This window comes from Citrobacter sp. RHB35-C17, assembly GCF_013816795.1.
Lineage (GTDB): Bacteria > Pseudomonadota > Gammaproteobacteria > Enterobacterales > Enterobacteriaceae > Citrobacter_A > Citrobacter_A amalonaticus.
Genome location: NZ_CP057150.1, coordinates 674,076 through 688,427, shown reverse-complemented (window position 1 = coordinate 688,427; position 14,352 = coordinate 674,076). Strand labels below are relative to the sequence as shown.

17 protein-coding genes are annotated in these 14,352 nt (G+C 56.7%); 13 read left to right on the top strand and 4 right to left on the bottom strand.

The window, feature by feature from the left end; all coding sequences use genetic code 11:
• Nucleotides 1–32 precede the first annotated feature (32 nt).
• Nucleotides 33–1,274 carry a multifunctional CCA addition/repair protein gene (locus HVZ37_RS03335; protein WP_044265588.1) on the top strand — a complete coding sequence of 414 codons (1,242 nt, stop codon included), beginning with the start codon at nt 33–35 and terminating at the stop codon, nt 1,272–1,274.
• 47 nt (nt 1,275–1,321) lie between these two features.
• Here the strand turns inward: HVZ37_RS03335 and bacA are convergent, their stop codons facing one another.
• Together bacA and folB are read right to left on the bottom strand one after the other, a co-directional pair.
• A complete protein-coding gene (gene bacA, locus HVZ37_RS03330; RefSeq protein WP_044255773.1) occupies nt 1,322–2,143 on the bottom strand; it encodes an undecaprenyl-diphosphate phosphatase in 822 nt (273 codons plus the stop codon).
• Between the two features lie 150 nt (nt 2,144–2,293).
• Nucleotides 2,294–2,659 carry a bifunctional dihydroneopterin aldolase/7,8-dihydroneopterin epimerase gene (gene folB, locus HVZ37_RS03325; protein ID WP_042998186.1) on the bottom strand — a complete coding sequence of 122 codons (366 nt, stop codon included), beginning with the start codon at nt 2,657–2,659 and terminating at the stop codon, nt 2,294–2,296.
• Nucleotides 2,660–2,765: 106 nt separating this feature from the next.
• Between folB and plsY the strand changes: the two genes are divergently transcribed.
• On the top strand, nt 2,766–3,383 hold the full coding sequence (gene plsY, locus HVZ37_RS03320; RefSeq protein ID WP_042998187.1) for a glycerol-3-phosphate 1-O-acyltransferase PlsY: 618 nt from the start codon (nt 2,766–2,768) through the stop codon (nt 3,381–3,383).
• A gap of 32 nt (nt 3,384–3,415) precedes the next feature.
• On the opposite strand, the gene HVZ37_RS03315 is transcribed toward plsY, so the two are convergent.
• The gene (locus HVZ37_RS03315; protein ID WP_042998188.1) at nt 3,416–4,348 is read right to left on the bottom strand and encodes a LysR family transcriptional regulator; all 933 of its coding nucleotides are present in this window, start codon (nt 4,346–4,348) and stop codon (nt 3,416–3,418) included.
• A 212-nt stretch (nt 4,349–4,560) separates the two neighbouring features.
• Between HVZ37_RS03315 and ttdA the strand changes: the two genes are divergently transcribed.
• The 10 genes from ttdA (at nt 4,561) to ureG (ending at nt 12,641) form a co-directional block, all read left to right on the top strand.
• Nucleotides 4,561–5,472 carry a L(+)-tartrate dehydratase subunit alpha gene (gene ttdA / locus HVZ37_RS03310; protein ID WP_090048979.1) on the top strand — a complete coding sequence of 304 codons (912 nt, stop codon included), beginning with the start codon at nt 4,561–4,563 and terminating at the stop codon, nt 5,470–5,472.
• Complete coding sequence (gene ttdB, locus HVZ37_RS03305; RefSeq protein WP_042324302.1) at nt 5,469–6,074, top strand: L(+)-tartrate dehydratase subunit beta; 606 nt, start codon at nt 5,469–5,471, stop codon at nt 6,072–6,074. Before ttdA ends, ttdB begins: the two co-directional genes overlap by 4 nt.
• Before the next feature lie 48 nt (nt 6,075–6,122).
• Nucleotides 6,123–7,586, top strand: coding sequence for an anion permease (locus HVZ37_RS03300; protein ID WP_042998189.1), 1,464 nt, complete (start codon nt 6,123–6,125; stop codon nt 7,584–7,586).
• A gap of 123 nt (nt 7,587–7,709) precedes the next feature.
• Complete coding sequence (locus tag HVZ37_RS03295) at nt 7,710–8,534, top strand: urease accessory protein UreD (RefSeq protein ID WP_197028124.1); 825 nt, start codon at nt 7,710–7,712, stop codon at nt 8,532–8,534.
• Nucleotides 8,535–8,543: 9 nt separating this feature from the next.
• Entirely contained in the window at nt 8,544–8,846 is a 303-nt protein-coding gene (locus HVZ37_RS03290; RefSeq protein ID WP_042998190.1) for an urease subunit gamma, read from the top strand.
• Between the two features lie 9 nt (nt 8,847–8,855).
• Nucleotides 8,856–9,176 carry an urease subunit beta gene (locus HVZ37_RS03285; RefSeq protein ID WP_044328096.1) on the top strand — a complete coding sequence of 107 codons (321 nt, stop codon included), beginning with the start codon at nt 8,856–8,858 and terminating at the stop codon, nt 9,174–9,176.
• Entirely contained in the window at nt 9,169–10,872 is a 1,704-nt protein-coding gene (gene ureC / locus HVZ37_RS03280; protein WP_181628106.1) for an urease subunit alpha, read from the top strand. The genes HVZ37_RS03285 and ureC overlap by 8 nt, the downstream gene beginning before the upstream one ends.
• Before the next feature lie 9 nt (nt 10,873–10,881).
• A complete protein-coding gene (gene ureE, locus HVZ37_RS03275) occupies nt 10,882–11,340 on the top strand; it encodes an urease accessory protein UreE (RefSeq protein WP_042998193.1) in 459 nt (152 codons plus the stop codon).
• On the top strand, nt 11,340–12,014 hold the full coding sequence (locus HVZ37_RS03270; protein WP_090048976.1) for an urease accessory UreF family protein: 675 nt from the start codon (nt 11,340–11,342) through the stop codon (nt 12,012–12,014). Before ureE ends, HVZ37_RS03270 begins: the two co-directional genes overlap by 1 nt.
• Nucleotides 12,015–12,023: 9 nt before the next feature.
• Nucleotides 12,024–12,641, top strand: coding sequence for an urease accessory protein UreG (gene ureG, locus HVZ37_RS03265; RefSeq protein WP_044255783.1), 618 nt, complete (start codon nt 12,024–12,026; stop codon nt 12,639–12,641).
• Between the two features lie 123 nt (nt 12,642–12,764).
• On the opposite strand, the gene tsaD is transcribed toward ureG, so the two are convergent.
• Nucleotides 12,765–13,778, bottom strand: coding sequence for a tRNA (adenosine(37)-N6)-threonylcarbamoyltransferase complex transferase subunit TsaD (tsaD, locus tag HVZ37_RS03260; protein WP_042998195.1), 1,014 nt, complete (start codon nt 13,776–13,778; stop codon nt 12,765–12,767).
• A gap of 227 nt (nt 13,779–14,005) precedes the next feature.
• Between tsaD and rpsU the strand changes: the two genes are divergently transcribed.
• A complete protein-coding gene (rpsU, locus tag HVZ37_RS03255) occupies nt 14,006–14,221 on the top strand; it encodes a 30S ribosomal protein S21 (RefSeq protein WP_001144069.1) in 216 nt (71 codons plus the stop codon).
• Nucleotides 14,222–14,352: the final 131 nt, after the last annotated feature.

Below are 14,352 nucleotides of genomic sequence, written 5' to 3'. Positions count from 1 at the left end.
GGGATTGTATTTCCCTGGAGAGGTGGTGTGGCGTGAAGATTTATCTGGTCGGTGGTGCGGTTCGGGATACGCTGTTAGGGCTACCGGTTAAAGATAAAGATTGGGTGGTGGTTGGTGCCACGCCGCAACAAATGCTCGACGCGGGCTACCAGCAGGTAGGTCGCGATTTTCCTGTTTTTCTCCATCCGCAAACCCACGAAGAGTATGCCCTGGCGCGTACCGAGCGTAAGTCTGGCTCGGGCTATACCGGATTCACCTGTTATGCCGCGCCGGACGTCACGCTGGAAGACGATCTCCAGCGCCGTGACCTGACCATTAATGCCCTGGCGCAAGATGGTGACGGTGAGATCGTCGATCCCTATCACGGTCGGCGCGATCTGGAGCAACGCCTGCTGCGCCATGTTTCACCAGCCTTTAATGAAGATCCGCTTCGCGTCCTGCGGGTGGCACGTTTTGCCGCCCGCTATGCGCATCTGAGCTTCCGCATTGCTGACGAAACCATGGCCCTGATGCGCGAAATGACGCACGCCGGTGAACTGGAACACCTGACGGCAGAGCGCGTGTGGAAAGAGACCGAGAACGCGTTAACCACGCGTAACCCGCAGGTCTATTTCCAGGTCTTACGCGACTGTGGCGCGCTACGCGTGTTGTTCCCGGAGGTTGATGCGCTGTTTGGCGTCCCTGCTCCGGCGAAGTGGCATCCGGAAATCGATACCGGGATTCATACCCTGATGACGTTGTCGATGGCGGCGCTGCTCAGTCCGGAAGTTGACGTGCGTTTTGCCACGCTGTGTCATGACCTCGGCAAAGGCCTGACTCCGCCGGAGCTCTGGCCGCGTCACCACGGGCACGGCCCGGCGGGCGTCAGACTGGTCGAACAGTTATGCCAGCGCCTGCGCGTCCCGAATGAAATCCGTGATTTAGCCAAACTGGTGGCGGAGTTCCACGATCTCATCCATACCTTCCCGATACTGCAACCTAAAACCATCGTGAAACTGTTTGATTCAATCGATGCCTGGCGCAAACCGCAACGCGTGGAGCAAATTGCGCTCACCAGCGAAGCTGACGTGCGCGGACGGACGGGATTTGAAGCCGCGGATTATCCGCAGGGGCGTTTGCTGCGGGAAGCGTGGAAAGTGGCGCAATCGGTGCCCACCAAAGACGTTGTCGAGGCCGGATTTAAAGGTATTGAGATTCGCGAGGAGTTGACCCGACGCCGGATTGCGGCGCTTGCCCGCTGGAAAGAGACTCGCTTCCCGAAGGCGGTCAATTAAGGTGTGAATGCCGGATGGCGCTGCGCTCATCCGGCATGAGAGGTCGGTCAGAAAAACACCACGTAGACCGCCGCGGCGACGATAAAACGATAGATCGCGAACGGTATGAAGGAGATCCGCTTAATCAATTGCAGGAAGGTTTTGATGGCAACCAATGCAACTACGAAGGCGGTGACAAAACCGACGGCAAACATGGGGATATCAGCCGCCGTCAGAAACGACCAGCTTTTGTAGAGATCCAATGCGGTGGCCCCCATCATCATCGGTACGGCCAGCAGGAACGAAAATTCAGACGCGGCATAACGGCTCACACCCATCAGCATCCCGCCGGAAATGGTCGCCCCGGAACGGGAGAAACCCGGCCACAACGCCAGGCACTGGAAGCAGCCAATCATGAATGCCTGACGGTAAGTCATGTCATCCAGACCCGGTGCGCGCGGTTCTTTCGGTTTCAGACACTCTGCAGCGATCAACAGTAAACCGCCCACCACCAGCGCATACATCACATTAACCGGGTTAAACAGCGATTTGATCGTATCGTGGAAGACCAGTCCTAACACCACCGCCGGGATCATCCCCAACAGAATATGGAGAAGCGTTAAGCGGCCTTTACTTTCCCCTTCGCGCTGCAACGGACGACCAAAGTGAATACCGATCAGACCAAACAAACGCCGCCAGAACATCACGACGACCGCAAGAATGGAACCCAACTGGATCACCACTTCAAACGTCTTTGCCGTATCACCCTCAAATCCCAACAGGTGGCCCACAATGATCATGTGTCCGGTGCTGGAAACGGGCAAAAACTCCGTCAATCCTTCGACCACACCCAAAATTGCCGCAATCAGCAGCGAGTGCATATCGCTCATCAATAAACCCCTAAGTAGAAAAATTTACAGCGCAAAATGATCCAGCTTCATACCCTCAATAATTTGCGTGCAGCCAACGCACATGCAACCTGAAGTATGACGGGTATAGGACTCTTTTATATCCGTTTGGTTTAACAAATATGAAGATAATTATTTTTCTTTCAGATTATTGCTACGCTCAATGATTACGCCCACATTGGCCGCGCGCGCCACCGCGCCGGGCTTACTGAGTTTGATGCGCACCCACGGCGAATTAAAGCGCGTCAGCAGCAGTTCGGCCACCTCTTCGGCAACGCGCTCCACCAGCGCGAAACGCCCGCCTTCTACATGATTAACAATCGTCTCGGCGATATCCGCATAGCTCAGGCAATCGGCGACATCGTCACTTTTTGCTGATTTTCGGTTATCCCATGCCATTTCGATATCGAACACCAGCTTCTGTTCAATCGTCTGTTCCCAGTCGTAAACACCAATCGTGGTGATTACCGAAAGTTGCTCTATAAATACAATATCCATCACGACCTGCCTGCTTTTTGGCTAACCCGGATACCACTTCCGGCGAAATATGCGTATTATCCACAGAAGTAGCGTTTTACACGACATTTTCAAAACGGAACAGCTTATGAGTGCAATCGCGCCTGGAATGATCCTCTTCGCGTACCTCTGCGGCTCCATTTCCAGTGCCATTCTGGTCTGCCGCATTGCTGGCTTGCCCGATCCGCGTAGCAGCGGCTCCGGCAACCCTGGCGCGACCAATGTGTTACGAATCGGTGGCAAGGGAGCAGCCGCAGCGGTCCTGATTTTCGACGTCCTGAAAGGGATGTTGCCCGTCTGGGGCGCGTATGCGCTGGGCGTTAGCCCGTTCTGGTTGGGTCTTATCGCCATCGCCGCCTGTCTGGGGCATATCTGGCCAGTCTTCTTTGGCTTCAAAGGAGGAAAAGGCGTGGCAACAGCCTTTGGCGCTATCGCGCCTATCGGTTGGGATCTCACCGGCGTAATGGCGGGCACCTGGTTGCTCACCGTTCTGTTAAGCGGCTATTCATCGCTGGGAGCGATCGTCAGCGCGCTGATTGCCCCGTTCTATGTCTGGTGGTTCAAACCGCAGTTCACCTTCCCGGTCTCCATGCTGTCGTGCCTGATTTTGCTGCGCCATCATGACAACATCCAGCGCCTGTGGCGCCGCCAGGAAACGAAAATCTGGACCAAACTGCGCAAGAGACGCGAGAAAGATCCCGAGTGAAGTTGGCCGGAAATGGCGTTGTCCAGCCCGGCCTACAGCACCTGATAGCCCTCGTCCGGCTTGCCTAAGCGCTGCTGGCACCATGCTGCCAGAAACTCCACACAGACTCTGAGCTTCACGCTGCGGTACAGTGGTTCCTGATATACCGCCCAGATGTTGGCGCTCTGCGCATATTCCGGCAACACTCGCACCAGTTTGCCGCTTACCAGAAACGGCTGCACATCCCACTCTGAACGCAACATGATGCCTTTGCCTTCCAGCGCCCATTGCAGAACGACTTCACCGCTGTTGGAAGAGAGATGCCCGCTCACTTTGACCGATTTTTTCGTCGTGCCATTTCCCAGTTCCCATATTCCGTGCGTCATGTCACGCTCTTTTGTCACCAGGCAATCATGGTGACTTAATTCCTGCAAGGTTTTGGGTTCAGGATATTTTTGTAAATATTCTGGGGAGGCACACAATATTCTTTTATTCTTTGTTAACAAATGCGCAATATAATAATCCGGGATCTCATCGTTAATACGAATATCGAGATCGATATTATCCTGAACCAAATCAATTTGCCGATCGAAGAGTTCAAAATGGACCTGTAACTCAGGATAATTGCGCATCAATTCGGTAATCGCAGGTGCAATATGACTGCGGCCAAATCCGAAGCTACAGCCAATACGAATCATCCCTTCCGGGCGCGTTTTGATTTGCGTCACATCATCAATCAGGCGCTGATATTGCGTCAGGATCACCAGTGCCTGTTCATAACAACGCTGACCGCTTTCCGTCAGCGCCACCCCGCGCGCCGAGCGGTTAAGCAGCGTAGTGCCGAGCGTAGTTTCCAGAATCTGGATCCGCTTCGTCACAAAGGCAGGCGTTTGTCCGAGGGCGCATGCTGCGGCGCTAAAACTGCCCGTATGGACGATTTCCACCAGCACCTGAAGGTCTTTGGCTAAGGGCCAGTTTTTGAGCATTTTTCGGGGTGTCCATGATAATTGATACCTGAAGTGTAATTCTCAATCTAAGGTTAATCTCTGCCTTTGCTCAATTTTCATCATCTTTCTTCAACATCATTCACGAACTGTTAATTGCATATACACAGTGGCAAATAATATAAAACCACACATTCAATGGTAGTTTGTGAGGGAGAATTTATTTCCAGACAAATAAAAGAACTGGAGTTGACATGATGAGCAATCAAAATAATCAAAATGCGGTTAGTACGCTGACGGAAATAGTCGCCAATTTTACCGCCATGATTTCCACGCGCATGCCCGACGATGTGGTGGACAAATTAAAACAGCTACGGGATGCCGAAACCTCAAAGATGGGGCAAATCATCTACCACACGATGTTCGACAACATGCAGAAGGCTATCGATCTTAACCGTCCGGCCTGCCAGGACACCGGTGAGATCATGTTCTTCGTGAAGGTCGGCTCCCGTTTCCCGCTATTGGGTGAGTTGCAAAGCATTCTCAAGCAAGCGGTGGAAGACGCCACGGTGAAAGCGCCGCTGCGCCACAACGCGGTAGAAATTTTTGACGAAGTGAATACCGGTAAAAACACCGGTAGCGGCGTACCGTGGGTGACATGGGACATTGTCCCTGATGGCGAAGACGCGGAAATTGAAGTTTACATGGCCGGCGGCGGCTGCACGTTGCCGGGCCGCTCCAAAGTGCTGATGCCTTCCGAAGGCTACGAAGGCGTGGTGAAGTTCGTCTTTGAAAACATCTCGACGCTGGCCGTCAACGCCTGCCCGCCGGTGCTGGTCGGCGTGGGGATCGCCACCTCTGTTGAAACCGCCGCCGTGCTGTCCCGTAAAGCGGTACTGCGTCCGATCGGCACCCGCCATCCGAACCCCAAAGCGGCAGAGCTTGAATTGCGTCTGGAAGAAGGGTTGAACCGGCTGGGCATTGGCCCGCAGGGGCTCACCGGCAACAGTTCGGTGATGGGCGTGCATATTGAATCCGCCGCGCGTCACCCGTCGACCATTGGCGTCGCTGTCTCTACCGGCTGCTGGGCGCACCGTCGCGGTACGCTGCTGGTCCATTCTGACCTCTCCTTCGAAAACCTGTCTCACACCCGGAGCGCGTTATGAAAAAGATCCTCACAACCCCGATCAAAGCCGAAGACCTGGAAGACATCCGCGTTGGCGATGTGATCTATCTGACCGGTACGCTGGTGACATGCCGCGACGTCTGCCACCGCCGCTTGATCGAACTTAAGCGCCCGATCCCCTACGACCTCAACGGTAAAGCGATTTTCCATGCCGGACCGATCGTGCGTAAGAACGGTGAAAAATGGGAGATGGTCTCCGTCGGCCCCACCACCAGCATGCGCATGGAAGCCTTTGAAAAAGAGTTCATTGAGCAGACGGGTGTCAAACTGGTGGTGGGTAAAGGCGGCATGGGACCGCTAACGGAAGAAGGTTGCCAGAAGTTCAAGGCGCTACACGTAATCTTCCCGGCAGGCTGCGCGGTGCTGGCAGCCACCCAGGTGGAAGAGATCGAAGAAGTGCACTGGATGGAGCTCGGTATGCCGGAATCGCTGTGGGTTTGCCGGGTGAAAGAGTTCGGTCCGCTGATTGTCTCTATCGACACCCACGGCAACAACCTGATCGCCGAAAACAAAAAACAGTTCGCCGAACGTCGCGGTCCCATCGTCGACGAAATCTGCGAACACGTGCATTACATCAAATAACCCTTCCGGAGAGGCCTCGGCCTCTCCCTCTTTCGCAGGGATACGACAATGGCACCTTTATCTGGTTGGTGGCGATATCTGGCTCCGCTGGTGGTCATCGCCATTATTGCTGTTTTGCCCGTCCCCACCGGTCTTGAGAGCCACACCTGGCTCTACTTTGCGGTCTTTACCGGGGTTATCGTGGGACTCATTCTGGAACCGGTACCCGGCGCAGTCGTGGCGATGATTGGGATATCAATTATCGCGGTTCTCTCGCCGTGGCTTTTGTTCAGCCCCGAACAACTCGCCCAGGACGGATTCAAATTTACGTCCAAAGCGCTGTCGTGGGCAGTTTCTGGTTTTTCTAACTCGGTGATCTGGTTGATTTTCGCCGCCTTCATGTTTGGCACCGGCTATGAAAAAACCGGCCTCGGGCGGCGTATCGCGCTGATGCTAGTGAAAAAAATGGGGCACCGCACGCTGTTTCTCGGCTACGCGGTGATGTTCTCCGAGCTGATTCTTGCTCCCGTTACACCGTCTAACTCCGCACGCGGCGCAGGGATCATCTACCCCATTATCCGCAACCTGCCGCCGCTCTATAACTCAAAACCCAACGATCCCAGCGCCCGTTCCATTGGTTCTTATATTATGTGGATGGGGATCACCGCCGACTGCGTGACCAGCGCCATTTTCCTGACGGCGATGGCACCGAACCTGCTGCTAATTGGTCTGATGAAGACCGCGTCCCATACGGCGCTGAGCTGGGGCGACTGGTTCTTAGGCATGCTGCCGCTGAGCATTCTGCTGGTTCTGTTGGTGCCGTGGCTCGCCTATGTGCTATATCCGCCCGTGCTGAAGTCGGGCGATCAGGTGCCACGCTGGGCGGAATCGGAACTCAAAGAGATGGGGCCGCTCTGCTCACGTGAGAAAAAGATGCTGGTGCTGATGGTAGGCGCCCTGGTGCTGTGGATCTTCGGTGGGGACTACATCGATGCCGCGATGGTCGGTTACAGCGTCGTTGCCCTGATGCTGGTGCTGCGCATCATCTCCTGGGATGACATCGTCAGTAATAAATCGGCGTGGAACGTCTTCTTCTGGCTGGCCTCGCTTATCACCCTCGCAACCGGACTGAACAACACCGGCTTTATCACCTGGTTTGGCAAACTGCTGGCCAGCGGATTGAGCGGCTACTCACCGGTGATGGTGATGATCGCGCTGATTGTGGTGTTCTGGCTGTTGCGTTACTTCTTTGCCAGCGCCACGGCGTATACGTCCGCGCTGGCACCGATGATGATCGCCGCCGCGCTGGCGATGCCGGAAATTCCCTTACCGGTCTTCTGCCTGATGGTCGGTGCGGCTATTGGTCTGGGCAGCATTCTCACTCCGTATGCGACCGGACCAAGCCCTATCTACTATGGCAGCGGTTATCTGCCGACCGTGGATTACTGGCGGCTGGGGGCAATTTTCGGTCTGATTTTCCTGGTGCTGCTGCTGGCGACCGGGCTTATCTGGATGCCTCTCGTTTTGCTTTAACCCCGTTGGGGCGGCAGGGCTGTCGCCCCTTTTTTCCATAAGCGTCTCATATGACCGTTTTCCCGCCGCGCTGAGGCATACTTTTTGCTATGCACACACCCTCACGCTGAGAAGGGAAACGCTCTGGAAACCCTTGCGCACAAGACACCGACACGGGGCTGGCAGGCCGAACTCGACCTGCGGTTTAGCCATACCGCGCACAAAACGGTGCTCACGCACGCACGCCACGTCGGTCCCCTGACGGTTCAACGGCCATTTTATCCGCAAGACGATGTTTGCCACCTCTATTTACTCCACCCGCCCGGCGGAATTGTCGGCGGTGATGAGCTGCACATTTCCGTCACGCTGGACGAAAACAGTCACGTATTAATCACCATGCCCGGCGCGGGTAAGTTTTATCGTAGCGCAGGCCCACAGGCGTGCCTGCATCAGACGTTCACGCTGGCCCCAAACGCGACGCTGGAATGGCTGCCGCAGGATACGATCCTGTTCCCCGGCGCTAACGCCAGCCTCCGCTCCGTATTTCATCTCACCGCTGAAAGCCACCTGCTGGGCTGGGATCTGCTCTGCCTCGGGCGACCGGTTATGCAAGAAACGTTCAGCCACGGCACGCTGCATAACCGTCTGGAGATCTGGCGCGACGGGCAGCCGCTGCTCATTGAACGCCTGACGCTGAGGGATGGGGATCTCTCGGCCATCGCCAGCCAGCCGTGGTGCGGTACCCTGCTCTGCTATCCGGCTACGGAACAGATGCTCGACGGTGCGCGGGAACGTCTTGCTCCGCTCGGTGATTATGCCGGGGCAACGCTCGTCGACTCACTGCTGACGGTTCGTTTTCTGGCTGACGACAACCTGATTGTTCAGCGCGTCATGCGCGAAATCTGGCAGTTTTTACGCCCGCTGTTAACCCAAAAACCACCGCACCTGCCGCGCATCTGGCAAACCTGAGAGACGCTTATGGAACTGACCCCCAGAGAAAAAGACAAACTGTTGCTCTTTACCGCCGCGCTGGTCGCAGAACGCCGACTGGCGCGGGGTCTGAAACTGAACTACCCGGAATCGGTGGCGCTCATCAGCGCATTCATCATGGAAGGCGCGCGCGACGGTAAAAGCGTCGCCTCGTTGATGGAAGATGGCCGCCACGTTCTGAACCGTGAGCAGGTGATGGAAGGCGTTCCGGAAATGATCCCGGACATCCAGGTGGAAGCGACCTTTCCAGACGGTTCGAAGCTGGTCACCGTTCACAGCCCGATCGTCTAAGGAGAACCCATGATTCCAGGCGAATACCGGATCGCAGCGGGAAACATTGCGATCAACGCAGGGCGCGAAACGCGCACGATCGTGATAGAAAACCATGGCGATCGCCCTATTCAGGTGGGATCGCACTACCACTTTTACGAGGTCAACCCGGCGCTCCGCTTTTCCCGCGAATCCGCGCTGGGTTTTCGGCTGAATATTCCGGCGGGAACGGCGGTACGTTTTGAACCGGGCCAAAAGCGAGAAGTCGAACTGGTTCGAGTGGCGGGCGCACAGCGTATTGTTGGCTTTCGCGGCGACGTCATGGGTGCGCTGGAGGTGAAGCATGGCTGAGATTTCCCGGCAGGCTTACGCCGACATGTTCGGCCCGACCACCGGCGATAAAGTGCGTCTGGCGGACACGGATCTGTGGATCGAAGTGGAAAACGACCTCACCACCTATGGCGAAGAAGTGAAATTCGGCGGCGGCAAAGTGATCCGCGATGGCATGGGCCAGGGACAGATGCCGTCTCAGGAATGCGTGGACCTGGTGATCACCAACGCGCTGATCGTCGATCACTGGGGGATCGTCAAAGCGGATATCGGCATTAAAGACGGCAGGATCTTTGCCATCGGCAAAGCCGGGAATCCGGATATTCAGCCTGACGTAACGATCCCGATCGGCGTCGCCACCGAAGCGATTGCCGGTGAAGGCAAGATCGTGACCGCAGGCGGCGTGGATACCCATATTCACTGGATCTGCCCGCAACAGGCGGAAGAGGCGCTGGTCTCCGGCGTGACGACAATGATTGGCGGCGGTACCGGACCGGCAGCTGGCACCAACGCCACCACCTGTACGCCGGGGCCGTGGTACATCGCCCGGATGCTACAGGCGGCGGATACGCTGCCCGTCAATATCGGTCTGCTGGGCAAAGGCAATGGCTCCCACCCCGATGCACTGCGCGAGCAGGTTGCCGCCGGTGCCATCGGCCTGAAAATTCACGAAGACTGGGGCTCGACGCCTGCGGCTATCGACTGTGCGCTAACCGTGGCCGATGAGATGGACATTCAGGTGGCGCTGCACAGCGATACTCTGAACGAGTCAGGCTTTGTCGAAGATACGCTGGCGGCGATTGGCGATCGTACCATCCACACCTTTCACACCGAAGGGGCCGGCGGCGGGCATGCGCCAGATATCATCACCGCCTGCGCGCATCCGAATATCCTGCCCTCCTCCACTAACCCGACGCTGCCCTATACCGTCAATACCATTGATGAACACCTCGACATGCTGATGGTTTGCCACCATCTCGATCCGGATATTGCCGAAGACGTGGCCTTTGCCGAATCACGGATCCGTCGGGAGACCATCGCCGCCGAAGATGTGTTACACGATATTGGCGCGTTTTCTCTGACCTCATCGGATTCACAGGCGATGGGGCGCGTGGGAGAAGTGATCCTGCGCACCTGGCAGGTGGCGCACCGGATGAAGGTTCAGCGCGGTCCCTTGGCCGAGGAGACGGGGGAGAACGATAATCTGCGCGTGAAGCGCTATATCGCCAAGTACACCATTAACCCGGCACTGACCCACGGTATCGCTCACGAAGTCGGCTCCATTGAAGCCGGAAAGCTGGCGGATCTGGTGCTCTGGTCACCGGCCTTTTTCGGCGTAAAGCCTGCAACGATCGTGAAAGGCGGCATGATCGCCTGCGCACCAATGGGGGACATCAATGCTTCCATCCCCACGCCGCAACCGGTGCATTACCGCATGATGTTTGGCGCGCTCGGCGCGGCGCGTCATCATTCCCGGTTGACTTTTCTGTCGCAGGCGGCGGTGGAAAACGGTGTCGCACAGCAGCTCAATTTGCAAAGCCAAACCGCCGTGGTGAAAGGCTGCCGGACGGTGAAAAAAGCCGACATGATCCACAACAGCCTGCAACCGACTATCACCGTGGATGCCCAGACCTACGAGGTCCGCATCGACGGCGAACTCATTACCAGCGACCCCGCTGACGTTCTGCCGATGGCGCAACGTTACTTTTTATTTTGAGGAGCCGAGATGCTGTTATTGACGCAACGCGTTGACACCCCAGCGCACATCACCGCCACGCTGACGCTGCCGATTGATATCCGCGTGAAGAGCCGGGCGAAAGTACAGCTCAATGACGGGCGTGAGGCGGGGCTGATGCTGCCCCGAGGCTTGCTGCTGCGCGGCGGTGATTGCCTGAGCACTGAAGATGGCACGGAGGTGGTAGAAATTATCGCTGCCAGCGAAGCGGTATCGGTGGTGCGTTGCACCGATCCGTTCCTGCTTGCGAAAGCCTGCTACCACCTCGGCAACCGTCACGTCCCATTGCAAATTTTGCCGGACGAACTGCGCTATCACCACGATCACGTTCTGGACACCATGCTGCGCCAGTTCAGGTTAGAGGTGACCTTTGCCCATCTGCCGTTTGAGCCCGAGGCCGGGGCGTATGCCGGTGAATCCCACGGCCATCACCACAGCCATGCGCACTGATGCGTGACGCACAACAGCAGTTGCGTTTGCTGCAACTCGCCAGCAGCAGCCTGCCGGTGGGCTCGTTTACCTGGTCCCAGGGGCTGGAGTGGGCGGTTGAAACCGGCTGGGTGAACAGCGTGGACACCTTCGAATGCTGGCAAACCCGACAGATGGAAAATAACGTTTTCACCGTCGACCTGCCGCTGTTTGCCCGTCTGTATCACGCCTGTGAGCAGGATGATATTGACGCCGCACGCCGCTGGACCGCGTATCTGCTGGCCTGCAGGGAAACCCGCGAACTGCGGGAAGAAGAACGTAGCCGGGGTGTCGCGTTCACCCGACTGGTGGTCGACTGGCAGCCAGAGTGCCCGCAGCAATGGCGCGCACATTTTGCCGACAGTCAGCTCTGCGGTATGGCCTGGCTCGGCGTGCAGTGGCGCATTCCGCTGCATGACCTGGCGTTAACGCTCGGCTACAGCTGGATCGAGAGCGCCGTGATGGCCGGCGTCAAGCTGGTGCCGTTTGGCCAACAGGCCGCGCAACGGCTGATTATTTCACTTTGCGCGCAATACGCCAAAGGCATGGCGCAAGCGCTGGCGTGTCCGGACGACCGTCTGGGTTCCGCCACGCCGCTGGCGGCCATCGCCTCTGCACGCCATGAAACCCAATATTGCCGTTTATTTCGCTCCTGAGGAGAGACAATGAGTGAGTACAAACATCCCCTGCGCGTTGGCGTAGGCGGCCCGGTCGGTTCCGGTAAAACCGCCCTGCTGGAAGCGTTATGCAAAGCAATGCGCGATCGCTGGCAACTGGCGGTGGTCACCAACGATATCTACACCAAAGAGGATCAGCGGATTCTCACCGAAGCGGGCGCACTGGCGCCGGAACGTATTGTCGGTGTAGAAACCGGCGGCTGTCCGCACACCGCCATCCGCGAAGACGCCTCGATGAATCTGGCCGCGGTGGAAGCATTAAGCGAAAAATTTGGCAATCTGGATTTGATTTTTGTCGAGAGCGGCGGCGACAACCTGAGTGCTACCTTCAGCCCGGAGCTGGCGGATCTGACGATCTATGTGATCGACGTCGCCGAAGGGGAAAAGATCCCGCGCAAGGGCGGACCAGGGATCACCAAATCGGATTTCCTGGTGATCAACAAAACCGATCTCGCCCCCTATGTCGGCGCGTCGCTGGAGGTGATGGAGCGCGATACGTTGCGCATGCGCGGCGAGCGCCCGTGGACATTTACCAATTTGAAATCGGGTGACGGTCTGGCGACGATTATTGCGTTTCTGGAAGACAGAGGAATGTTGCGGATGTAGTGCGGTGTATTGCTGAGTGGCGGCTTCGCCTGACCCGGCCTGCGGTCTTGTCGATCCGGTAAATGCAGAGAATAGATTCGTAGGCCCGGTAAGCGTAGCGCCACCGGGCAGGACAAACCCTACTTAAGCTGCTGGCAGTTCCGCCAACGGCCAGCGTGGACGCACGGTCACGCCGAGATCCGCCGTGGCGCCCGCTTTAAAGCGCACCATACCGGCATAGGCAATCATCGCCCCGTTATCGGTGCAAAATTCCGGACGGGCATAAAACACCTCACCACGACGTTTTTGCATCATCTCCGCCAGCTTCGCGCGCAGCGTGCGGTTGGCGCTGACGCCGCCTGCCATCACCAGACGCTTAAAGCCGGTCTGATCCAGCGCACGTTTACACTTGATCATCAGCGTATCCACCACCGCGTCTTCAAACGCCCGGGCGATATCAGCACGGGTTTGATCATCGCCGCCGTTATTGCGGATAGTATTCGCCGCAAAGGTTTTCAGCCCGGAGAAGCTGAAATCCAGCCCCGGGCGATCGGTCATGGGCCGTGGGAAAACAAAACGTCCAGCGGTGCCCTGTGACGCCATTTTCGACAGCATCGGGCCGCCTGGATAGTCAAGCCCCAGCAGTTTGGCGGTTTTATCGAACGCTTCACCGGCGGCATCATCAATCGACTCACCCAACAGTTCATACTGTCCGACACCAGTCACGCTGATAAGCTGGGTATGTCCCCCCGACACCAACAGCGCCACGAAGGGGAATTCCGGCGGGTTATCTTCCAGCATTGGCGCCAGCAGATGTCCTTCCATGTGGTGTACGGGGATAGCGGGCACATTCCACGCAAACGCCAGAGAACGACCGACGGTTGCACCGACCAGCAGCGCGCCAACCAGACCCGGCCCTGCGGTATACGCCACCGCATCAATCTCTTTTGCACTCAGTCCCGCCTCTTTCAGCGCCGCCTGGATCAACGGCACCGTTTTGCGGACATGATCGCGGGAGGCCAGTTCAGGTACGACCCCGCCGTAGTCAGCATGTAATTTCACCTGACTATACAATTGGTTGGCTAACAGACCTTTTTCGTCGTCGTAAATGGCGATGCCGGTTTCATCGCAGGATGTTTCAATTCCCAGTACACGCATGACTTGTTTCTACCTCACTTTAATACCGCGCAGTGTAGGTCGAATGCGGGTAGATGTATACCCTCACTCCCGATTTCGTGTATACTCTCCCCCCTTATAAAAGTCCCTTTCAAAATCGCATCGGTGCTTTACAAAGCAGCAGCAATTGCAGTAAAATTCCGCACCATTTTGAAATAAGCTGGCGCTGATGCCAGCGGCAAACCGAATTTATTAAAGGTGAGAGTTACATGCCGGTAATTAAAGTACGTGAAAACGAGCCGTTCGACGTAGCACTGCGTCGCTTCAAGCGTTCCTGCGAGAAAGCAGGCGTTCTGGCGGAAGTTCGTCGTCGTGAGTTCTATGAAAAACCGACTACCGAACGTAAACGCGCTAAAGCTTCTGCTGTGAAACGTCACGCGAAGAAACTGGCTCGCGAAAACGCACGCCGCACTCGTCTGTACTAATCTCTGTCGGGGGCTGAGGCTCTCGATTCAGACCGAGTTGTAGTTGTAAGGCCGTGCTTCCGAAAGGAATGCGCGGCTTATTTTCGTTTATATACGTCATCATTCAAGCTGCCTCTGCGCTCGCTCACCCC